Source organism: Staphylococcus sp. HMSC071G07, assembly GCF_001811435.1.
GTDB classification, from domain to species: domain Bacteria; phylum Bacillota; class Bacilli; order Staphylococcales; family Staphylococcaceae; genus Staphylococcus; species Staphylococcus pettenkoferi.
On record NZ_KV804766.1, the window covers coordinates 1 to 21,899 of the forward strand.

Here is a 21,899-nt window from a genome sequence, read left to right on the forward strand (position 1 = left end):
TAACACGGGTTCGAGTCCCGTCGGGGTCATACTTAAACAGAAGTGGCAATCGCTTCTGTTTTTTTAATATCATATGGAGAGTTGTCCGAGTTGGCCGAAGGAGCACGCCTGGAAAGTGTGTAGGCGTTACCATGCGTCTCGAGGGTTCGAATCCCTCACTCTCCGCTAGGGCGCTAGAAAAGTTTAAAATACTTTTCTAGCTATTTTTTAAATTTTAGCCGTAAACCCCGTAGTGACGGTCTTTATCCAGCTTTCAATGTTCAGTGACAAAAAGCATGTTTCAAATAGTTTCACATAGTTTTAAAAGAAAATAGGCACAATGTGTCTATAAAACTACTCAATAAACTCAATTTAGGCACAAATTTTACGTGCCATAGACACACATGAATAGTAGACAGAATTGGATTTTTATTTTAACGGTTGGTGATGAAAATCATTAGCCGCTATTTTTCTGTTTAAACCAAAAAATGTACGAATGCCTCTTCAATAGTAAGTACCTCGCATTTGGCATTAGATACGCTCACATGGATAGAAAGTGTTGAAATTATAAGAATACCTGCTATAATAAAGTGCAACGAAATGAAGTAAGTCATATAAGTAATACCTCAACGATAGCGGTCGCTGGGGCTTTGCTAATCGTTTGTGTTCAATTGCTAACACATTAAGAACGTGTCTCATAATTGTGGTACAGACGATATTAGTCATAACATAGTATAAAAGGTTTACAATTAGCGGTTAATGATGAAAGTCATTAGCCGTTATTTTTCGTGTGCCCGGCATGGGTAACAACTTGACGTTGAAAGTCCTTTACAGGTTTAGGGGAGAGTTAAAGTGGATGTTATTAGTCAGTTGATCATTTGGTGTGTGTATTTAGAGATAAAAGAAAATATTAAGGTGGGACAGGTTACTTTAAACTATCTAAACTTTATAACACTGTATTCAAAGCGAGAATTAGACTTTAATTCAAAAAAGTTGTATTTTTATGCTCTTTGAAAGAGCAACAAGTAATCATCTATGATATGATTAAAGTATAAATTAATTTAAAGATAGCGGGAAACTACATTGTGAACCAGGAGGATGACAACATGAAAAAACTTGTATATTTTGTAGTTATTATTTCGATTTTAGTATTATTAGGTGGGTGTGGTAAAGATAAACCATGTGGAAGTTATAAAGTAATTGATGATGGTAAAGTGACTTATAAATTAAATTTTAAGGATAAAAGTAAAGTAGAAATTCAAGATTACGTTAATAGAGAGAATCTATATGTTGATTATGAAATAATCAAAGGTAAAGATAATAAATATATCGTCTTTGACCACTTTCAAATTAAAAAAAGAGGAGCGTCTAGATCTGGAGTATACGTTGGGGCAAAACATACTCAATTTGTCTATATTATGAAAAAAGATGGAAATGACTTTAAACTCTATATTCCTTACGAAACAATTATTGAAAAGAAAGAAGATATAGCAAAAGCTACTATTACACCAAAATCTGAACCGCTAATTCTAAAGAATGAAGATTAAAAGAGTTTGATAGATTAACTAAAATACGTATAAATACTATTTAACTTAATAGTTCGACATTTATTTGTCTATGAGGACTAAATCCTATACAAATAAAAATGGGAAATAAAGCATTTTGTGTTGACGCACTTTGTTTGAAACTTGCTGTATATGTGTAATAGAAAAATAATCACTGTTGACGTAATGCTTAAATCTACTACACGTATACTAACATATTACATTGTGAGCTTGTTTTAATAGTAATCAAAAGTAATACAATGTATAGCTGTTTCAGTATGGATGTAATAATCACAGTTTAGTGGTTGTTGCATCCATTTTTTGCGGTTCTAAAATAAATTGGACTGATGAAGTAAAAATGGATATACTGTAAATTTCAAGTTTAACTTAGCCACCTATTTTTAATTAGCTCATATTATTTGAAAATCGTTACTTTTATTTATGTCGTACCTTTTATATGGAGAAGGCACAGCGTTTACCTGATAGGTGAACAGATGCTTTCCCATCCTATTTCCTCTGGGAAGAAACGCTATGAAGGCAGCCTCCATGTAAAAAGGCTTTAAAAAGTTACTTACCCAGATTAAGCTTTTGAATTTCACGCTTAAAGCACTCAAGAGGGGATTGACCATCTAAACTTTTCTAAGGTAGTTGTTCATTTATCGTTGGATCGCCTGAGCCTTGCGTTTTGATATACCGCTTAATCGCATAACTTTCAGTAAAAAGCGACGAATTAATTTATGCTGGTTTTCGCTCGTTCTTCTTTCCCATGAGGCAAACGGCTGGGCAAAATAGATAGAAACCTGATCTTTGAGCTGTAAAGTTAATAAACTAAACTCAGAGCCATTATCAAGTGATATCGACTTGAATATATGGTTCATATAAGACCCATGTTGTGTCTGAAGCCGGTGAGCACCTCGTGTTACAGCTTGTGCATTCTTATTTTCAATAAGTATGAGTTTTTCAACATGTGTCTTGCGTTCAACTAGCGTTAACAGGACAAGTTTTGGTTTATATTTTAATCCAATTACCTTATCAATTTCCTAATGACCAAACTCTTCACGAGTTTCAACTGCTTGAGGTCGTTCATTAATATTCATACCTAATACACGCTGATGAGAACGATGATATGTTTTATTTTTAGAGCGTCGACGACACTTCTCCTGAAGATGAATTTTATATATTTTTAACTGACTTTCATCAATCAAAGCATAAAACGTAGTGGTGCAAGAAATAGGCTTATCTCCGAAAGTATCGTGACACTACGCGTCTAAAATAAGTGCTTTAAGAGACCAGTGATTGTCTAACATTTTCACGTCAGCCCATTTAATAAATTCTTCTATTCTAAACCTAAAAAAGAGCTTAAGCGAAATAATATCGCTTAAGCTCACATATAAGCTCACCAGTCCAATTTGACACAGAGCCTAAAAAAACTCAATGATAAATCCTAACCAAATAAAGTCCGACATAGTCGGGACTACCTTTACTATTATTATAATACAACTCTATTAGATAAGGCAACTTAATTATTAGAATGGGTTTATTTAATGTCTATTTCTTGTGCATTAACGTTAATAAAAATCAACGTAATAAAAAGGAATAGGCTAATCATATTTAGTTATTTCAGTAGGTAAGAACTTCATGTTTAGGCTTAAATCTATTCTGATCAAATTATTCGTTTGGCCCCGTAAGTATTGGTTCTTGTAAGCCATAGGGTGATTGCTTACTTAATTCGCGCATTCTTTCTATTTCTTCATCTGTTGGATTATCAAAGTCAATTCCTTCATTTATTGCTTGTTGACGAGCTTTATTCACAGGTGGTTGTTGAGTAGCTTGCTGATTCTGATATACCTGTTGATTATTAGCACTCTGAACTTCTTCTTGATTATTTTGTTGCATTTGAGCGTTCTGAGCATATTGGTTATTTTGGCTATTTTCTTGTTCTTCTTGATTTATACTAGCTTGTTGTTGAGCTTGAGTAGATTGATTTTCTTGTTCGTTAATATTATCTGAATCAGATTCTTGATTATTATCAGATTGAGTAGGATCATCTGTATGTTCGTTTTCTTTTTCTTTATGTTTGTTTTCTTTATTTTTATTATTTTTGTCTTTTTTCTTATCTTTCGATTCTGAATGACGCTCATCTTTTGTTTGAGAATGGGTTTTATTATCTTTATCTGATTTATTACTATTACCACAAGCACTTAATAATAAAGTCCCAGATAGTAAAATAAATAGTATTCGTTTCAATTGTTTCCTTCCTTTGACTATTAGTATTTTAAAAGGCTAGAATTCTAATAACTTAAATCTTCTTTACGTAACTCTCTTTAATTTTATTTAAATATATCCCAAAAACTCTTGGTTGCTTTCTTATATGTTTTATTCTTTATGGCTTTCTTCGGTGATTTAGCATAGCCCATACCTTTAGTTCCGTATGTAGGATTGAACGCACTCTTCGCTTTTCTTTTAGCTGCGCCGGTTGTTCTTGCTTTCAAAGACTTTTTGACACTCGGTGTTCTAAATCCGAATTTCATATTTATCCCCCCTAGATAAAAGTTTGATTATAAGTAATCACTTCAACGTTTTATTAGATCAATGGTTCAATATTTCGATAGGTGAAATCTATAATTTCTCATCGTTGTGATAATTTAAAATTAATTTGTTATTAAGTATTGTATTTCAAACTAAAAAGAAGTGGCTTATAATCATTTGCATTAATAAATACTAGTATAATAAATAGTAGAAATAGCATATATTCTCATTTCTTTGTTGTATTAAATATATTGTAAATTATAGCTTTACGGTTAAGCAATAGTTTTCACAATTTTTCTTAACATATTTAGATAATTTCCTAACTCTATGCATATTGAAATGGATTTTGATAGGAAAGGGACGCTTCTATCCATAGATGAGATAATGTAAATGTATTGGAAAAGTCGTTAATCATGTTTTAAAAATTTGCCCCAAATTTCACCCCAAATTATGAGTTTCAGTAATTGCTTTTCTCTTGTATATGTCTTAAAATTAATAAAAAATATGTAGATTTCTGAAGTGTTTAACTAGATTAGATATTTAACTATACAAATGTAGAGCAAGAATTTTATACATATTAACAGAATATGCCCATATACATAATAAAATGATCTTCGTTCTCTCTAAGTATTGTTGTAATATAGGCAAACACTTTAAGAGAAGGGGAGAAGTAAAGTTGTCAAAGCAGCACCATCGTTTTTACCAAAGTAATTGGTTTATTATCCTAATGTTGATATTTGTGTTTCCTCTAGGGATATTTCTCATGTGGAGATATACGAGTTGGAAAAAGTTTTGGAAAATTAGTGTGACTGTGCTGATTGCATTAATATTCTTGGGACAAGTGGGAATTGCGAATGAAAATGATCAGGAAACGAGTCACAATAAAACGGCTCACACGTCGCAACATCATCAGTCTAAAGATAAAGAAAATAAGAAAGACTCTGATTCAAGTAAAAAAGAAGAAAGCTCCAAAAAATCTCATAAAGATAAGTCAAACAAGCACGAACAAGATAATGAGAAAAAGAACAATAAAGACCAAGAAAATAACAAACAAGAAGATAACAAACATTATCAACCAGGAACTACGGATCGCATTCCAGTTAAATTCAGTAAGCCAGTGGATGGAGATACAGCTCGCTTAATCTATCAAGGTAAGGAAGAGAAGTTTAGATTTTTACTCATCGATACGCCAGAAACGAAACATCCGCGATTAGGTAAGCAACCGTTTGGACAAGAAGCGTCTGATCGCACGAAAGAACTTTTACAAAATGCAGAACAAGTAGAAGTAGAATTTGACGTAGGAACGAAAGAGGATAAATATCAGCGTAAGCTCGCATATATTTACGTCGACGGAAAGATGCTGAATGAAATCCTTGTACGTGAAGGTTTAGCAAAGGTAGCTTACGTTTATCCGCCAAATACGCGTTATTTAGACCGACTTGAGAAAGCACAAGAACAGGCGAAAGCTGAAAAATTAGGCATCTGGAGTTTAGATTCAGCGTTCGAAGATGGGGCAAACAATGACAAAGCGAGCTCGTCATCAAAGCAGAATTCAACATCTTCGTCAGATAACGCTTCAGATTCTAATGATTCGTCATCACAAAATGACAGTAACAGCAACGCAAATAGCTCTGCAGCGTCATCTGACTCACAAGGTTCACAACAATTCAATAACTGTACTGAACTACGCAAAGTATACCCACATGGTGTGACCCAAGATCATCCTGCTTACAGTGGCAAGCTAGATAGAGATGGTGATGGGATGGCTTGTGAAGCATCGTAATTCACGAATTCTACAGTGTAGAATCACAACTTAAGCTCATAAATAAGCATCGGACAAGCATTACTCAATGAAGAGTAGTACTTACCCGATGCTTTCATTTATTTATTGTCGCCTGATTGATTGGAGTTGCCAGAATTGGCTCCATTTGAGTTATTGTTCGATGGTGCAGATTGTTTAGGAGTTTGATTTGCATTACCTTGTTGGTTTGGTGATTGCTGATTCGATTTCGGTGTTGACTGAGATGAGGACGATTGATTCTTGTTATTTTGCGCTTTCGTATCTGAGTCGTTTTTATCTTGAGATTTAGAAGCAGTTGAATCATCACTGTGTGAACGTCTCACCGTGTCTTGTGATGTGTTACCAGAGTTACGTGGTTGCGCCACATGACCTGTACCTTGTGTAGCAGCGTCGTTTGCACTGTCAGTCGCTTCTTCTGTATCGCTTTCTTCATCATCTGTGGCTTCATCATCTGAGGAAGTTAGTTTTGGTAGCTTAAAAGTCACATATTGCGTGCTAAACAAATTGGATGAAATCTTTAACTTTTTATCTTTAGACTTAGCTACTTTAGAAGAAACATCGAAAACAATTTGACCCTCAGCAGTACTATCTGGGTTAACTTGCTCTAAAAAGAATGAATTCGAATTCTCTCCGTTGTCATCTGTGTTGGCCATCACAGAAGCGGTACCGTCAGCTTTCAGTGTCTTACCCTCTGACAGCAACTCAAACATCGTGCTATCAACTGTGAGCGCCTCTTTACCTTTGTTCTTAATCTTGACGTTAACGACTATGTAAGTTCCTTTGGCAGTAGTAGGGGTGATGGACGGACCGACTTGTTTCGATTTGCTCGCTGATTTCACTGTGACCTCTAAATCGCCGTTCTTCGCAGTTTGACCTACTTTGTAAGCTTTGTCAGCTCTCGACGAGTAAGGTGTACCACTCTTCAAGAAGAGGATTAAAGCGATAATGCCGGCTGCCAGTAGTAAGATAATTACTGCACTAATTGTTACAATCATCGGCCATTTCTTCGGCTTGTGTGCAGGCTTAGGACGTGCTTTCGAAGTTGATCGTTGCGGATGTCTTTCTTTATAGTTCGGTTGTTCGGACATTCGTGTTGCTCCTTTTCTATATTTTAAGCTGTTATCTCTATCACAAATCAATTGAAATATAGATAGTTTAGTTTTTATATCATTCATTATAATATTGCTCAGTAGAATTGCAATAATAATTTCTTGGGTAACAGTAAAATTGTGAAAAACGAAGCAAGGTATTTGGTCCTATTTATTTCTAAGAAGTATTCATGTAGCATGAGTGGGCGTCCTAATTATCGTGAACTAGAGAAGAGGGGGCGTAACAAACTTTAACACCTCAAAAAGACCTCACGATAGCTCGCGAGGTCTACACGAATCATTGATGCTCGAGTTTAGGCATCTGTAACAGCTTTATCTTTGTCATCGTCATCTTTCTTTTGTGACTTATGATGGTCTTTTTTATCTTGAATCTCATCTTCTTTTTCTAATTCTTTATCGATACTTTTTTCTAATTCTTCTCGAGGTGAGAATGATGATTTATGCAAATCTTTGAGTTTCACTTTTGTTCGGCCAAGGTCTTTATCATAGTTATTATTATCTTTTCCAACAATAAAGACATCATCTTTGCCTTGCAGTTCATAAGTTTCAATACCTTTTGCAGTTCCACCTTTTTTAATGTTATCACGTTGATGTTTGTCCCATTCAGCATACTTACCATCACGGAAACTTATATAGCTTGGACTTAATTTATTTTCCGTATCTTTACTATCTTGAAGAATATTAAAGGATTCAATCCATGCAAAACTAGCGTTTAAATTACTTTTACCTGATTTATTCTTCACTTCAAATTTAAAAGCAACGACATCGCGATCTTTATCCTTATCATGGATAATTTCTTTGTCTTTAATTGTTACGATATAATCTTTCGTTTCAAGTTTATCGCCTTTAAACGTACCACTTGGTTTTTTCTTATAAGTTTCATGTTCTGAAGTATCGTACTCTTTGTCTTTATCTTCTGAACCTTTCGATTTCGATTCCTCTTTAGATTGAGAATCCTCTTTTTTCGAACTCTCATGCTTGGACTTATCCTCCTTTGAACTATGGCTGTCATGTCCGCATCCGACGAGGAGGGTACTAGCAAATAATAATGTTAAGACTTTTTTCAACTTGGGTGCCCCTTTCTTGTTGTTCAATCGTGTTGAGATTTTTCACGGTGTTCTGTCTCTTTATCCCGTCAATATGACGATTGAAAGTTAAATCTATTATATATAAACCGCTTACAGCGATGCAACACTTTTTAGGTAAAATAGTTTGCTTTCTGCGTAATATTCAAAAAATTTAATATCACTCATTTTACTAAAAGTACCACTCATGCTAAAGCGATCGAAAAACGTTATAATAATTGAAGTATTGGAGGAATCAATTTGGAAAACTGGTTACGCCGACAAGCATTAAATCAACCGCAACACGTCTTTGTAGACAACGGGAGCGAACAGCTCACATTTGAACAGTGTTACGATCAAGCACGACGACTCGCACAAGTCTTACATCAACGTGATTTACGACGTGTAGGTTTATATATTGATAATTCAATTGAGAGTGTCGTATTAATTAACGCTGCATGGTTAGCAGGTATCGAAGTGGCGATGATCAATTCGCGTTTAACGACGACAGAAATCAAGAATCAGATGAATTCGGTAAACATCGACACGATTATCGTCACACGTCCTTTAGAAATCACAGGATTCAACCTACTACGCTACTCTGAGTTGCAAAGTAAAATGACATCGTCCGCGTACGAAGCGACATTTAACATCAAGCGCATCGCATCTATTATGTTTACTTCAGGAACGACGGGGCCACAGAAAGCGGTACCACAAACTTTCCATAATCACTATGCGAGTGCGAAAGGTTGTGAAGAAAGTTTAGGTTTCGATGACGCTACAGTTTGGCTTTCTGTCTTACCGATGTATCACATTTCTGGACTTAGTGTCATGTTGCGTGCGCTGATCAAAGGTTTCACAGTACGCCTTGAACAGAAATTTAAAACGGAGCACATGCTCGAGATTATTCGTGATGAAGGCCCGACTCATGTTTCACTCGTGCCTCAAACATTGAAGTGGCTCATGGACGCGGGATGGCATCAACCTTACGACGTTGAAAAAATATTACTTGGGGGAGCGAAGTTATCGCGCGCATTGATTGATCAAGCGTTAAATTATGATTTACCGATTTATAATTCATTCGGTATGACGGAAACTTGTTCACAATTTGTGACTGCAAGCCCTCAAATGTTGAAAGAACGTCATGATACAGTAGGGCAACCAAGTGAGAATGTAGGTGTGAAGATTAAGAACCCTAATGCTGACGGGCATGGTGAACTCCTCGTCAAAGGTGACAATGTCATGGGAGGCTATCTTTATCCGTCAGATTTAACCGACACGTTTGAAGATGGCTATTTTAAGACTGGAGACATCGCTGAAATTGATGAAGATGGCTACGTTATCGTGTACGATCGACGTAAGGATTTAATCATTAGTGGTGGCGAAAATATTTACCCATTTGAAATTGAGACTGCAGCGAAAGCCTATGGTGATGTGGAAGATGCGCTTTGTATCGGTGTAGAGGATGAGACTTGGGGGCAAGTACCACAACTTTATGTCGTCACAAATTCTAATTATGACGAAACGCAATTTAGAGACTTTTTAAAAGTGCAATTAGCCAAATATAAACAACCGAAAGCTATTGAGACAGTGTCATCTCTACCATATACGTCTACAGGCAAGTTACAACGTTCACATTATCGTTAAGGTAATGCGGTGATTTGCAATCAAGAGTGAAAGGAGGGGAAACGTTGTATATCGTTAATGCGACTTTCTATGATATGGCTGCTGCTTTTAAGCAACCGATCGTTACGCCAAAGGTGCGTTTGGAACGGCGTAAAGCACTTATTGTTGAGTTGAAGACGAACGAGGGTGAAAGTTACTTTGGCGAGTGTAACGCCTTTGAAACGGATTGGTACGCACCGACGACGATAGCGGATGTCGAAGCGGATATTCGTGTGTGGTTGGATGACATATATGGTAAAAGTTTCTACACCTATGAAGAGGCGTTAAAGTTAGCCGATCGTTTGGAAACCACAGATGCACGCCATACGGTGGTCATGGCGTTCTACACGATGTTCCATTCACTTGAAGATGTCACTGTGGACTATGGCGCTACGGTGAGTGGTTTGACTGAAGAGAGTCTCAATACGTTGGAGGAGACCCAGCCGCAGCGGATTAAATTAAAGTGGACACCACACGTACTTGAAGACGTTCAATGTTTACAAAGTCTGGCGCATCAACCGGCTATCGCTTTCGATGCCAATGAATCTTTGAGTGAATACGATATTGCTACTGCACTGAAGTTGAAAGACCAACATATTCTGTATATAGAAGAACCTTTCAAGACGTTGAATGCTGAGGAGTTAGATGAAATTAATCAGGCGATGCCGATCGCGATTGATGAAAAGGCGACAGATTTAGACCGTATTAAAGCATTAGTGTGGAATTATCCAATATCTGTGGTGGTCGTTAAACCCTTCCGTTTAGGTGGCATTGACCGAGCAATGGAGATTATAGCGTGGCTTTCTGACAATCATATTCAAATAGTGATAGGCGGAATGTATGAGTATGGATTAAGTCGTTATTTTACGGCGCTCCTAGCTCAGTATGCTTCGCTACCGAGTGATATCACGCCGTCTGGTTATTATTATGATACTGATGTCGTTCCAAATAGTGGTTGCTTGGAGAATGGGCAGTTGAAATTTTCTAAGCCTAGCATCGATACGCAAGTCCTAGACAATGCACGTTAGTGTTTATGATTTTTATGATCTTTCTTAAGCGGTACGGGATCAAAACCACTTTTATGAAAAGGATGGCATTTAGAAATACGCTTAATACCAAGCCATAAACCTTTAATCGGGCCATACACTTCGATGGCTTCACGTGTATATTCGGAACAAGTAGGATAGAAACGGCAAGTTCTCGGTGTCATAGGAGAGATAAAACGTTGGTAGAAATGGATCAACGCTAAAAATACTTTCTTCATAATTACAACCTCACTAAGAAATGATACATTAAAGGAAGTATAACATAATTAATTGGGGGACATGGGGTATGCAGTTTACCGATCAAGAGCAGGATAAGGTCACGTTAGATTATCGTACAGAGCATAATGAGCCTACAGGAGAGCACGTATTGATGATTACACGTATGGATGATCAGTTTCTCTTAACGAATCATCGTCAACGTGGGATTGAATTTCCAGGTGGTAAAAGGGAAGCTGGCGAATCCTCGAAAGACGCGATGGAACGTGAATTATTTGAAGAGACAGGTGGCAAGGTGAAAGACGCCCAATATATCGCGCAATATGTCGTTCATCGCACGAATGGCCAACCCTTTAGTAAAGATGTCTACTTTGTTGAAGTAGATGAACTATGTAATAAAGATGATTATCTCGAAACTAAGGGCCCAGTGTTCTATCAATACTTGGATGACATTCCTGAAGAGCAGAAGAGTTATTTATTGCGTGATGCAGCGATATTACACTGTGTAGAAAGAGTGAAAGATCTTGGATTATACTCATGACAAACGTATGCCAGTTGAGTTGGAGAACCATCTTTGTAGTGAAGTGACTTACGAAGTGGATGGTTTGAAGTTAAAAGGATTGTTGTTAGAACCTAAGCAGCAAGTGAACAGAATCGTCGTTTATCTTCGTGGTGGCAAAGGACAAGTAGGACGTGTGAGAACGGCACGTTTACTGCAATTTAGTAATTCTCAGACACTGGTCTTTGCGCCATACTATCGTGGCAATAATGGCAGTGAAGGTAAAGATCAATTCTGTGGTGATGACTTGCACGATGTAACGGTCGCTCTAGATCAATTGCGAGCAAGTTATCCTGATACGCCCATACATATGGTGGGTTTCTCACGTGGAGGGATTCAAGGATTACTAACCTTCCAGCAACTACCAGTAACGAGTTTCATAATATGGGGCGGTGTTACGGATTTAAGGATGATGTATGAGGAGCGTGTAGATTTAAGAGGTATGATGCGTCGAATGATTGGCCATCCTCGTAAACATTCTGAAGCATATCAGAACCGTGATGCGTTATCTCAACTTCATCAACAGAGTCCACCTATTTTAATCGTCCATGGTGGTGCAGATCGACAAGTTGATATTCAACAGGCATACCATTTAGAAGGTGTGTTAAAACGTGTGGGTGCTACTTACGAAACGTGGTATCAATCAACAGAAGGCCATGTGCCGCGTCCTCCATATATGAGAGCCACCTTAACGCACATTCATGATTGGATGACGCGTGTTGAACAAGATCAGGTTTGTAAGTAGCTGACTGATAGTGGGTGAGTCATATCGCTATGAGTATGTTTTACTACATTGAAAATTAGAGGCTTCAGTAGTAGCATAATATAATATTTGATCGTCAAATAACTCAATATCAGCAATACAAAAAACGTCAATTTCACTCGAAATTGACGTTTTTCTTAGCAATTAATTTGACGTTAACCACGCGCTATTAACTTATTCAAAGCCACCAGCTTGCGCGATATCTTCTGCTTCTTCGCCGAATTTAGCAAAGTTATCTTTGAAGCGGCTGATTAAGTCTTGTGCTTGTTCTTTATATTCTTCTGGCTTACTCCAAGCATTGATAGGATTAAGAATTGTTTGTGGTACTCCTTCTATATCTTTAGGGATGTTTAAGCCAAACATTTCATCTTTAGTGAATTCTGCGTTTTTCAATTCACCTGTAATTGCTTGGTCAACCATCTTACGAGTGTAATTTAAGTTAATACGACGGCCTACACCATATTTACCGCCAGTCCAACCTGTGTTGACTAAGTAAACATCAACATCATGTTTATCGATATGTTCACCTAATAAGTTAGCGTAAACTTTCGCATTTAATGGCATGAATGGCGCACCGAAGCAAGTTGAGAATGATGGTTCTGGTTCAGTGACACCGCGCTCAGTACCTGCAAGTTTAGATGTAAATCCACTTAAGAAGTGATACATCGCTTGTTGTTTCGTTAATTTAGAAATTGGTGGAAGTACACCAAATGCATCTGCTGTTAAGAAGATGATTGTGTTAGGATGTGCTGCTTTTGAAGGTACCACGATATTGTCAATATGGTGGATAGGGTAAGCTGCACGTGTATTTTCAGTGTAGTAGTTATCATCGAAGTCAACATTGCCTTCGCTATCTACAACGACATTTTCAAGTACTGTACCATATTTAATGGCATCGTAGATTTGAGGTTCTTTCTTGCGAGAAAGGTTAATTGCTTTCGCGTAGCAACCGCCTTCGATGTTGAAGATACCGTCTTCGTTCCAACCGTGTTCGTCGTCACCGATGAGTTTACGGTCAGCTGCTGCAGATAATGTTGTCTTACCTGTACCTGATAGACCGAAGAATAATGCAACATCGCCTTTCTTACCAACGTTAGCAGAGCAGTGCATACTCATGATGTTGCCTTTAGGTAGAAGGTAGTTCATTACAGAGAAGATACTCTTCTTCATTTCGCCCGCATATTCTGTACCACCGATAAGTACAATTTTGTGTTTGAATGAAACGATGATAAATGTTTCAGAATTTGTACCGTCTACTGCTGGATCCGCTTTGAATTTAGGAGCAGAAACGATTGTGAAACCACTGTCGATAGATTCTGCTTCTTTCTTACTTTCAGGACGAATAAACATATTTTGAGCAAAGAGGTTATGCCATGCTAATTCGTTGATTACTGTAAGAGGAAGAGTGGTCTTCTTGTCGCTTCCTGCAAAGCCTTTGAAGACGTACAATTCGTCTTTCGCTTCTAAGTAGTCGAGAACTTTGTCGTATAATTTGAGGAACGTTTCTTCATCGATAGGTTGGTTCACTTCGCCCCAGTCGATGTCGTCTTTATAGGAAGGCTCTGTCACGATAAATTTGTCTTTTGGTGAACGGCCCGTGTACTTACCAGTTCTCGCATTAATTGCGCCTAATTCAGTGAGTTCTCCTTCGTTATTCTCGATGATTTTGTAATACAGTTCTGTTGTCGAAAGTTGGAATAGTGAGCTAGGTTTTTTTAATAAATTCTTAATCTTGTTCGTGTAAGTATACGTATCAGTTGCCATACTTAATCCCTCCAGCGGTAATTTTAATGTAAGCCTTTACAGTTAAAAAGTATAACACATTTATGTTAATATTCCATACCGATATATGAAAGAATATGTCGAAAAAGTTAAATTGACATCAATGGCCAGTTTAGGTACTATTAGAAGTAACGGATTCTCTTATCCTGAGTGGTGGAGGGACATGGACCCAAGGAAGCCCAGCAACCTCTTCTCAAGTGTGAAGAAAGGTGCCAAACCGTTTGCAGACGCAAGTGTCTGAACGATAAGAGCGAATGGACGTACTGAGCCTTCTCTCTATCTATGTAGTGAAGAAGGCTCTTTTTTGTTAAGCTCTGTTGGAGGGGAATATTCGTAATCTATATATAAAGGAGTACATTATGACTTATAATAAGAGATTATTCACTTCAGAATCAGTGACTGAAGGCCACCCAGACAAGATAGCTGATCAAATATCAGATGCCATACTAGACGAAATATTGAAAGATGACCCCGATGCACGTGTCGCTTGTGAGACGACAGTGACGACTGGGATGGCGCTCATCTCTGGAGAAATATCTACACGTACATATGTCGACATTCCTAAAGTTGTGCGTGAAACGGTAAAAGGCATAGGTTATACACGTGCTAAATACGGTTATGATAGTCAGACGATGGCGGTGCTCACAGCTATTGATGAGCAATCTCCAGACATTGCACAAGGTGTCGACAAAGCACTCGAATATCGTAAAGAGATTACAGAAGAAGAAATCGAAGCGACAGGCGCAGGCGACCAAGGCCTCATGTTCGGTTATGCTACGAATGAAACCGATACCTATATGCCGCTACCTATCTTCTTATCTCATCAACTTGCGAAACGTTTATCCGATGTGCGTCGCGATAATATTCTTAATTACTTGCGCCCAGATGGTAAAGTTCAAGTTACAGTAGAATATGATGAGAATGACAAACCACATCGTATTGATACCATTGTTCTATCTACGCAACATGCTGAAGATACAGATTTAGATCAAATTGAGAAAGATATGAAAGAACACGTAATTTATCCAACAGTGCCTGACGACTTGTTAGACGAAGAGACACGTTTCTACATCAATCCTACAGGACGTTTCGTCATCGGGGGTCCACAAGGTGATGCTGGACTCACAGGTCGTAAGATTATCGTTGATACTTACGGTGGTTATGCACGTCACGGTGGTGGTTGTTTCAGTGGTAAAGATCCGACGAAAGTGGACCGTTCTGCAGCGTATGCCGCACGTTATGTTGCGAAGAATATCGTTGCAGCTGAGTTGGCAGAGAAATGTGAAGTTCAACTTGCTTATGCCATTGGTGTTGCTGAGCCAGTATCTATCGCGATTGATACTTTCGGCACAGGTAAAGTAGGCGAAGAAGCGCTTGTTGCAGCCGTACGTGAGCACTTCGATTTACGTCCAGCAGGCATTATTAAAATGCTAGACTTGAAGCAACCAATCTATAAACAAACTGCCGCTTATGGACATTTCGGTCGCACAGATGTCTTACTACCTTGGGAAAAACTAGATAAAGTGAACTTATTAAAAGATACCGTTCAACAACAATAATTGAAATTCGGCACAATGTAGTCGAATGATATCATTTTATCTATTATAATAAGTGAAAAGAGTATAAAAGGAGCGTTATAATAATGAGTTCATTTGGACCAATAGAAATTGGTTTAATCGTAGCGATCGTCGTAGCGATTATTTGCTTTATCTTATTTATCGTAGCCTTATCAAGCAAGAAGAAAGCGCAGAATAAGATTAAAGATCAGTATGAATCACGCGAACAAACGCTGAACGACGAACATGCGGATGCGTTAGAGAAAGAACGTGTTGAGAACAAGAAAGTAGTCACTAAGCAGAAAGAAGAACATCAAGCGACTGTCAACGCGAAAGATAGAGAAATTGATGCGTTGAAATTATTCTCTAAAAATCACAGCGAGTATGTCACTGATATGCGACTCATCGGCATTCGCGAGCGCTTAGTGAATGAGAAGCGTATTCGCCCTGAAGATATGCATATTATGGCAAATATCTTCTTGCCACGTAACGAATTTGACGATGTGAAACGCATCAGTCATCTCGTACTCACACGTACAGGGCTATATATCATCGATTCACAATTGCTTAAAGGACATGTGCTCAATGGTGTTAGCGCAGCTCAATTTAAAGAGCAACCAATGTTAGAGCAAATCTTTGATACGTTAGATTTATCTAAAAAGGATCGTCACACTTTAGTGTTTGATCAAAATGAGGATCAACATTCCTTATCAGTTATCGATTACTCTTCACAATTAGAAGATATCGAGAAAGTGGCAACTGACTTACAAACACGTTTAAATCTTAAATTTACACCAACGACGATTCTTTACTTTAATCCTAAAAATGATGGCGACGTTACAATTTCTAACTACGCACAAGCTTCAGGTTCAAAAGTTCTCGTTGGACCTGAGCAATTAGACGAATACTTCAATAAATTTGTCTTTCATGGTCGCATTCAATATGATGTGAACGAGTTACAGCGCATTATGGAAGAAATAGAAACGTTTAATTAATCAAGACAGATCACTTGAAACAACTTAGAGCTTACAAGTCATTTTAAAATAGAAAGACGAGACGTAAGCTACTATTAAAGGAGTGGGGCGACGACCATTACTACGATGTCAGTCCTACTCCTTTTACTATAGTTAGAGCTCAAATGATTATCTGACATGTGCCATAGGGTAAATGGTAAGATGGATAGGAGATATCATAACACTTTGGGAGGGTGAAACATGAAGCATATTGAATTCTATAACGGTCATGAGATGCCGATGCTCGGTTTCGGTACGTTTGAACTGACTGACCACGAAATGTGTAAGCATGCGGTCAAGACAGCGATACTGAATGGCTACCGTCATATCGACACTGCTACACGCTATGGCAATGAGCAAGCAGTAGGTGAAGGGATTCAAGAGGCATTACAAGAAAGTGATCTAACACGTGAAGATCTGTTCGTGACGTCTAAACTTTGGTTAACAGATTATGGGCGTGGAAATGTTGAAGCAGCCTACATCGACTCACTCAAGAAGCTAGGTTTAGATTATTTAGATCTTTATCTCATGCATTGGCCAGGTACAGATGAAGCAGTAATGGTCGATACATGGCATGGTATGGAAGATTTATATAAAGATACAAATGTACGCAATATCGGAGTATGTAACTTTGAACCTGAACAGTTAGAGGCGCTGTTAGCTCAAGTTTCTATTAAGCCAGTAATTAATCAAGTAGAATACCATCCGACTTTCCAACAACGTAAGCTGAGTCTGTATCTCAACGCGCAACGTATTTACTTAGAGTCATGGTCCTCTCTCGCACGTGGCGATGCTTTAACGAATAATACGATTCGTGAGATTTCGGACAAGGTGGGTAAAACGCCAGCACAAGTGATTCTTCGTTGGGTTTACCAACGTGGCGTAGTTTCTATTCCGCGTTCATCAAATCCACAACATATTAAAGAGAATATTGCTATCTTTGACTTTGAGTTGTCAGAAGAAGAAATGGAGCGCATCAATCAGTTAGATACGGATCAACGTTTTGGGCCTGATCCAACGACATATGAAGGTTAATAGATAGAGATTTTTAAAATGTGCAGAAATAAGAAAGGGTACGAGCACATGGAAAGGGCGTAGTGTTTAAACGCATACTAACCATGATGCTTGTACCCTTTTAAACTAAATAAAGTAGCCCAGTAAACAAGCAAGGAATGCACCGAGGTATTGAATCACACTATAAATGATAAAATGACCTAGCTGACGAGGTTGATTTAGGAACTTCACCAACTCAGATGATAATGTAGAAAAGGTAGTGAGTCCGCCTAAAAATCCAACCGTGAACAAAGGCGATAACCAGTGTGCTTGAAGACTGTAACCAGACACGAAAGCAATGAGAAAGCTACCCACAATGTTAACGATGATGGTCGCAATCGGGTAACTTTGCTTGAAACGTTGATTACAAAAGTCCGTTAACATGCCGCGAATGAGGGCGCCGCAACCTCCGCCTATGAGAACGAGGATAAGCGTCATTGTAGACGACCTCCTATTCGCGTACCGAGATAGCATAATAGAATGCCGAGAATGTAACTAGAAATCGCATACAGGGCTAACGTGCCGATTAAACCTTCTTGTAACATATTCAGACACTCAAATTGGAACGTTGAGAATGTGGTGAGTGCGCCAAGTAGGCCTGTAGTTAAACCTTTCTTTAAATTGGCATTATTACGGAAATAACTTAAGGCAAGCGTGCTGAACAAACCCATGAGAAAGGCACCTGCGAGATTTGCGCAGTATGTGCCGATAGGAAAGGTGCTTTGATGATTCAATTGTGCTAGAGCATAACGTAACAGCGCGCCTATGCCACCGCCGAGAAAGATATAGAAATAACGCTGCATATTAAGCCTTCTTTCTTAAATAGTTACTGTATATAATTGAATCCCAGCTTAGAGCAGTGAAGTGTACGTCACTCGAGCTGGGATTGCGTCTTTAGAATAGAATTCCGAATGTAGATAATAGTGATACGATATGTAAGAGAATTACGATAAGTAGTACGAAAGGAAGTACCTTACTTGCGTATCTAATCCATCCAGATTTTTCATGTAAATGTTTAATTGATTTGTCGTTAAATATTACAGCTGCGATCAGAATAATCGCGTTAATAATACTACATATAAAGATAACTTTAATCATTGAGTTAAAATGGTTCGTGAGTAGAGGATTGTGCGTATTAAAGTAAATACTAATTAATACGAGAATAATAGCGATATAGAAATATAATTTTGAACGTGCCATGTTGACCTCCTCCAATATTACATTTCTTAATAATAGCATATTTTTCAATTATTGTAATCGTTAAATCATTTTAATGGAAAAGTGGAAGATGAGTTAAGAAATCTTGCAGATATTTTAAAAACTCTACCTCAAAACGTAATCAAACTTCTCAAGCAAAAGAGTAGTATTTGACAACAATGGGTGGTATAAAGAGGTTAAACATTATACTCAAACTGATTTAAATAAATATATTATCTAAGTTGGGTCTCATAGAGGAGGAAGAAAGTAATGAGAAAGTTAAATGTTGAAGTCTTCGCTGACGGTGCAGATATCGAAGCGATGAAACTCGCATATAAAAATAAAGAAGTAGATGGGTTTACTACTAACCCAAGTTTAATGGCGAAAGCGGGCGTAGAAGATTACAAGGCTTTCGCTGAAGAAGCGGTGCGAGAAATCCCTGACGCATCAATCTCATTTGAAGTCTTTGCGGACGATTTAGAAACGATGGAGCGTGAAGCGGAGATTCTACAACAATACGGTGATAACGTCTTCGTGAAGATTCCGATTGTTAACACGAAAGGCGAATCTACTATTCCTTTAATTAAGAAATTGTCAGCGCAACATGTACAACTTAACGTCACAGCTGTTTATACTATGGAACAAGTTCAATCTATCACTGACGCGGTTACAGAAGGCGTCCCAACATATGTCTCTGTCTTTGCAGGTCGAATTGCTGATACTGGTGTAGATCCACTACCGTTAATGAAAGAAGCAGTGAAAGTGACACATAGTAAAGCAGGTGTGAAGTTATTATGGGCGAGCTGCCGTGAAGTGATCAACGTAATTCAAGCAGACGACATTGGTGCAGATATCATCACTTGTCCAGCGGGCGTTGTGAGTAAAGTAAATAACAATTTAGGTCGCGATATCGAAAGCCTGTCTGTCGATACTGTGAAAGGCTTTGCGAAAGATATTCAAAGCTCAGGATTGTCTATTCTTTAGTGATGGAAGAGGGAATCTCGAATGGCAGTAGTTTGAAGCAATAACCGCTGTTCATCTCTCAAGAAATTAAATTTGAAATATAACATTGGCTCGTTTCGAATTGTGGATACCACATTTCGAATACGAGCCATTTTAATATGAGAAAATGTAGAGCGTGCTATTGTACCTCCATCTCATCTCAGTTAAGATGAAAGAAGTGATTAAAGGAGTAATGTGATGAACAAAGATTTATTTCAACAAAAGGTAACGAAACATTTGTGGTTTCTTAATAAAAAAGAGAAAAAGCAACTACATCAAACTATCCAACAACTAGACCCTGAACAAGAGCAAGATGCGCAACTTCTACAACGTCCCATCTTTTTTGCTAATCAGTTTCTCAAGACTCATATTTTCCGTCAGAAAGTCGTGAGTACGACAACGTTTATGCTTCTATTGTTAGGTCTACTTGTATCTTACGTTATTACAGTCGGGCTTTTCCTGTTCGGATTTATCACAAGCTTAAGTGCAGTGAATTATTTTATCCACCCACAAGGGAATTTGACGATGCTTTCAGCTATCCTTATATTGATAGGGGCCGTCGGACTTGTGATTGTTGCACTTTGGCTTATCAAGCAGACGACCGCCTTGTTCACTAAAAAGCTCTTAGAATATAAATTTAATAAAGCACTATAGCTCAATATCTTGATTGTAGAAAGTAGCTAAAGATAAGCTTTCTAACCATTTTTTACGGATTAAGGTATAGCCTTCATCGACGAGTAATTGCTTGCGTGCACTGAAATAAATGAGTGTTCGTGAACCTTTAGATGTTAAACCGCGGATTTGGTGTGCGTTGATATAAATTTGAAGTGGCGCACGCTGTTGCTTAATCGGGAATAACGTGAGATGTTGATTAACATAAATAGGCACGAGTTTATTGATATGCAGTAGATTTTTAGATGTTGCGATTTGATGTTTGATATCTAAACGGCTACTACTAATGAGGTAATTTAAGACTTTATTTAATGATCCAGGATAGAGATACGAATGGCTGACAAATTCACATCGAGTGAGGCGTTCCAGATCGGGTTGTGTCATAACATAGAGCAGTTGATTCTTATCGAGCATGATTTACACCTCTGCTTTAGACATAAACTGTTGATATTTCTTGAGGACACTGCGACGATAGAGCTTTACAGAGCTCACTGAACGCTGAAGTTGTTTCGCTATTTCAGCCTGTTGATAACCTTGTACCCTGAGACGCAACCATCGCTGTTCAAGAGGCGTGAGCCACGGTTGAAACGTCTTGAGTAAATCCGCAGTGAGCACTTGTTCTTCCATTGATTCAGAAGCGTAGATGTTTGTTGTGGTTTCTAGTGTTAAAGATGGCTCCTGCTTGCCTCTTTGACGAAAGAGGTCAATGAGATAGAACCGTAGGCGATAGAATAGATATTTGCTCAGTGGGAGTTGATGCTTGTCATCAAAACGTTCGATGAGTTCCCACATGCGTATGAGCAATAATTGATAGAATTCATCATAATCATAACTGATATTGTAACTTTTGAGTAGATAATGAATTATATTTTTGTATTTTTCATAGTAAGTGTTAAAATTCAATTGTTTCTTCTTTCGATTTGTACGTACAAATAAATATTTCCGGATAACTATAGCGTACGGTGAAGTAGAAAAGATTTCAGTTGCTTAATGTGAGTAAAAGGTGTTAAATGGTAGTAATAGCAATTTAAATGTGACTAAAATAGTACTTAAATAGTGTTTTAAATATAGATTCGACATATTTTAACTGACAAGGAGGCTCTAAATGGATTACGCACACCTTAATCTTGAACATTTTTTCGCGCGACACGACGATTTGGATTCGATTAAAGATAAATCAGATTTCGTAATGATCAATAATATGACGAAAGAAATGCATTATCGTGACGGTAGTGTAGAAGGTAATATCGATTTGAATCCGTATTATTATAAGAATCGTTCACAAGCAGTCAGTTTCATCATGATGGAATATCATTCAAATCATAAGTAATGAACAATAATTTCATTCA

At 37.8% G+C, this 21,899-nt stretch carries 24 protein-coding genes, 1 tRNA gene and 1 riboswitch; of the genes, 13 read left to right on the top strand and 12 right to left on the bottom strand.

Annotated elements, in window-relative coordinates; translation table 11 throughout:
- Positions 1-75 precede the first annotated feature (75 nt).
- Together HMPREF2802_RS03900 and HMPREF2802_RS03905 are read left to right on the top strand one after the other, a co-directional pair.
- Positions 76-165 (top strand) — tRNA-Ser (locus HMPREF2802_RS03900).
- Between the two features lie 920 nt (positions 166-1,085).
- A complete protein-coding gene (locus HMPREF2802_RS03905; RefSeq protein WP_070502825.1) occupies positions 1,086-1,526 on the top strand; it encodes a hypothetical protein in 441 nt (146 codons plus the stop codon).
- A gap of 653 nt (positions 1,527-2,179) precedes the next feature.
- Here HMPREF2802_RS03905 and HMPREF2802_RS12465 read toward each other — a convergent pair.
- From HMPREF2802_RS12465 to HMPREF2802_RS03915, 3 genes are all read right to left on the bottom strand, one after another.
- Positions 2,180-2,560, bottom strand: coding sequence for an IS30 family transposase (locus tag HMPREF2802_RS12465; RefSeq protein ID WP_141746378.1), 381 nt, complete (start codon positions 2,558-2,560; stop codon positions 2,180-2,182).
- A 631-nt stretch (positions 2,561-3,191) separates the two neighbouring features.
- A complete protein-coding gene (locus HMPREF2802_RS03910) occupies positions 3,192-3,770 on the bottom strand; it encodes a hypothetical protein (RefSeq protein WP_070502826.1) in 579 nt (192 codons plus the stop codon).
- An 83-nt stretch (positions 3,771-3,853) separates the two neighbouring features.
- On the bottom strand, positions 3,854-4,054 hold the full coding sequence (locus HMPREF2802_RS03915) for a hypothetical protein (RefSeq protein WP_070502827.1): 201 nt from the start codon (positions 4,052-4,054) through the stop codon (positions 3,854-3,856).
- A gap of 674 nt (positions 4,055-4,728) precedes the next feature.
- On the opposite strand from HMPREF2802_RS03915, the gene HMPREF2802_RS03920 reads away from it, so the two are divergent.
- Positions 4,729-5,835 carry a thermonuclease family protein gene (locus HMPREF2802_RS03920; protein WP_083307586.1) on the top strand — a complete coding sequence of 369 codons (1,107 nt, stop codon included), beginning with the start codon at positions 4,729-4,731 and terminating at the stop codon, positions 5,833-5,835.
- Between the two features lie 98 nt (positions 5,836-5,933).
- On the opposite strand, the gene HMPREF2802_RS03925 is transcribed toward HMPREF2802_RS03920, so the two are convergent.
- Both HMPREF2802_RS03925 and HMPREF2802_RS03930 read right to left on the bottom strand, forming a co-directional pair.
- Positions 5,934-6,941 (bottom strand): DUF4352 domain-containing protein, encoded by a 1,008-nt coding sequence (locus HMPREF2802_RS03925; RefSeq protein WP_102696072.1) that lies wholly within the window; start codon positions 6,939-6,941, stop codon positions 5,934-5,936.
- A 314-nt stretch (positions 6,942-7,255) separates the two neighbouring features.
- On the bottom strand, positions 7,256-8,029 hold the full coding sequence (locus tag HMPREF2802_RS03930) for a DUF5067 domain-containing protein (protein ID WP_070502828.1): 774 nt from the start codon (positions 8,027-8,029) through the stop codon (positions 7,256-7,258).
- A 258-nt stretch (positions 8,030-8,287) separates the two neighbouring features.
- Here HMPREF2802_RS03930 and menE point away from each other — a divergent pair, with 258 nt between their 5' ends.
- Together menE and menC are read left to right on the top strand one after the other, a co-directional pair.
- On the top strand, positions 8,288-9,673 hold the full coding sequence (gene menE / locus HMPREF2802_RS03935) for an o-succinylbenzoate--CoA ligase (protein WP_070502829.1): 1,386 nt from the start codon (positions 8,288-8,290) through the stop codon (positions 9,671-9,673).
- Positions 9,674-9,747: 74 nt separating this feature from the next.
- Positions 9,748-10,719: an o-succinylbenzoate synthase gene (menC, locus tag HMPREF2802_RS03940; protein ID WP_242249877.1), complete on the top strand. Its 972-nt coding sequence runs from the start codon at positions 9,748-9,750 to the stop codon at positions 10,717-10,719.
- On the opposite strand, the gene yidD is transcribed toward menC, so the two are convergent.
- Positions 10,716-10,955 carry a membrane protein insertion efficiency factor YidD gene (yidD, locus tag HMPREF2802_RS03945; RefSeq protein WP_002471546.1) on the bottom strand — a complete coding sequence of 80 codons (240 nt, stop codon included), beginning with the start codon at positions 10,953-10,955 and terminating at the stop codon, positions 10,716-10,718. The two genes, menC and yidD, sit on opposite strands and share 4 nt — an antisense overlap.
- A gap of 68 nt (positions 10,956-11,023) precedes the next feature.
- Between yidD and ytkD the strand changes: the two genes are divergently transcribed.
- Both ytkD and HMPREF2802_RS03955 read left to right on the top strand, forming a co-directional pair.
- Positions 11,024-11,494 (top strand): RNA deprotection pyrophosphohydrolase, encoded by a 471-nt coding sequence (ytkD, locus tag HMPREF2802_RS03950; protein WP_070502831.1) that lies wholly within the window; start codon positions 11,024-11,026, stop codon positions 11,492-11,494.
- Positions 11,478-12,257 (top strand): alpha/beta hydrolase family protein, encoded by a 780-nt coding sequence (locus HMPREF2802_RS03955; protein WP_070502832.1) that lies wholly within the window; start codon positions 11,478-11,480, stop codon positions 12,255-12,257. Before ytkD ends, HMPREF2802_RS03955 begins: the two co-directional genes overlap by 17 nt.
- Positions 12,258-12,449: 192 nt before the next feature.
- Here the strand turns inward: HMPREF2802_RS03955 and pckA are convergent, their stop codons facing one another.
- On the bottom strand, positions 12,450-14,039 hold the full coding sequence (pckA, locus tag HMPREF2802_RS03960; RefSeq protein WP_049407729.1) for a phosphoenolpyruvate carboxykinase (ATP): 1,590 nt from the start codon (positions 14,037-14,039) through the stop codon (positions 12,450-12,452).
- 156 nt (positions 14,040-14,195) lie between these two features.
- A riboswitch (SAM riboswitch) is annotated at positions 14,196-14,308 on the top strand.
- A 108-nt stretch (positions 14,309-14,416) separates the two neighbouring features.
- Between pckA and metK the strand changes: the two genes are divergently transcribed.
- From metK to HMPREF2802_RS03975, 3 genes are all read left to right on the top strand, one after another.
- Positions 14,417-15,616, top strand: a complete 1,200-nt coding sequence (metK, locus tag HMPREF2802_RS03965) for a methionine adenosyltransferase (RefSeq protein WP_070502833.1) — start codon at positions 14,417-14,419, stop codon at positions 15,614-15,616.
- A gap of 83 nt (positions 15,617-15,699) precedes the next feature.
- Positions 15,700-16,608 carry an NERD domain-containing protein gene (locus tag HMPREF2802_RS03970; protein WP_070502834.1) on the top strand — a complete coding sequence of 303 codons (909 nt, stop codon included), beginning with the start codon at positions 15,700-15,702 and terminating at the stop codon, positions 16,606-16,608.
- A gap of 219 nt (positions 16,609-16,827) precedes the next feature.
- Complete coding sequence (locus HMPREF2802_RS03975; RefSeq protein ID WP_070502835.1) at positions 16,828-17,661, top strand: aldo/keto reductase; 834 nt, start codon at positions 16,828-16,830, stop codon at positions 17,659-17,661.
- A 105-nt stretch (positions 17,662-17,766) separates the two neighbouring features.
- Here HMPREF2802_RS03975 and HMPREF2802_RS03980 read toward each other — a convergent pair whose 3' ends face one another.
- The 3 genes from HMPREF2802_RS03980 to HMPREF2802_RS03990 all read right to left on the bottom strand — a co-directional run bounded on the left by HMPREF2802_RS03980 (position 17,767) and on the right by HMPREF2802_RS03990 (position 18,879).
- Positions 17,767-18,117: a fluoride efflux transporter FluC gene (locus HMPREF2802_RS03980; RefSeq protein ID WP_070502836.1), complete on the bottom strand. Its 351-nt coding sequence runs from the start codon at positions 18,115-18,117 to the stop codon at positions 17,767-17,769.
- Positions 18,114-18,482, bottom strand: a complete 369-nt coding sequence (gene crcB, locus HMPREF2802_RS03985) for a fluoride efflux transporter CrcB (protein WP_070502837.1) — start codon at positions 18,480-18,482, stop codon at positions 18,114-18,116. Before crcB ends, HMPREF2802_RS03980 begins: the two co-directional genes overlap by 4 nt.
- 91 nt (positions 18,483-18,573) lie before the next feature.
- Positions 18,574-18,879: a hypothetical protein gene (locus tag HMPREF2802_RS03990; protein WP_070502838.1), complete on the bottom strand. Its 306-nt coding sequence runs from the start codon at positions 18,877-18,879 to the stop codon at positions 18,574-18,576.
- Positions 18,880-19,146: 267 nt separating this feature from the next.
- Between HMPREF2802_RS03990 and HMPREF2802_RS03995 the strand changes: the two genes are divergently transcribed.
- Both HMPREF2802_RS03995 and HMPREF2802_RS04000 read left to right on the top strand, forming a co-directional pair.
- Entirely contained in the window at positions 19,147-19,860 is a 714-nt protein-coding gene (locus tag HMPREF2802_RS03995) for a transaldolase (RefSeq protein ID WP_070502839.1), read from the top strand.
- 216 nt (positions 19,861-20,076) lie between these two features.
- Entirely contained in the window at positions 20,077-20,532 is a 456-nt protein-coding gene (locus tag HMPREF2802_RS04000) for a hypothetical protein (RefSeq protein ID WP_070502840.1), read from the top strand.
- On the opposite strand, the gene HMPREF2802_RS04005 is transcribed toward HMPREF2802_RS04000, so the two are convergent.
- Both HMPREF2802_RS04005 and HMPREF2802_RS04010 read right to left on the bottom strand, forming a co-directional pair.
- Positions 20,527-20,964 (bottom strand): competence protein ComK, encoded by a 438-nt coding sequence (locus tag HMPREF2802_RS04005; protein ID WP_070502841.1) that lies wholly within the window; start codon positions 20,962-20,964, stop codon positions 20,527-20,529. The genes HMPREF2802_RS04000 and HMPREF2802_RS04005 overlap by 6 nt on opposite strands.
- 3 nt (positions 20,965-20,967) lie before the next feature.
- Positions 20,968-21,453: a sigma-70 family RNA polymerase sigma factor gene (locus HMPREF2802_RS04010; protein ID WP_070502842.1), complete on the bottom strand. Its 486-nt coding sequence runs from the start codon at positions 21,451-21,453 to the stop codon at positions 20,968-20,970.
- Positions 21,454-21,655: 202 nt separating this feature from the next.
- Here HMPREF2802_RS04010 and HMPREF2802_RS04015 point away from each other — a divergent pair, with 202 nt between their 5' ends.
- Entirely contained in the window at positions 21,656-21,880 is a 225-nt protein-coding gene (locus tag HMPREF2802_RS04015) for a hypothetical protein (protein ID WP_002471559.1), read from the top strand.
- The last annotated feature ends 19 nt before the right edge of the window (positions 21,881-21,899 follow it).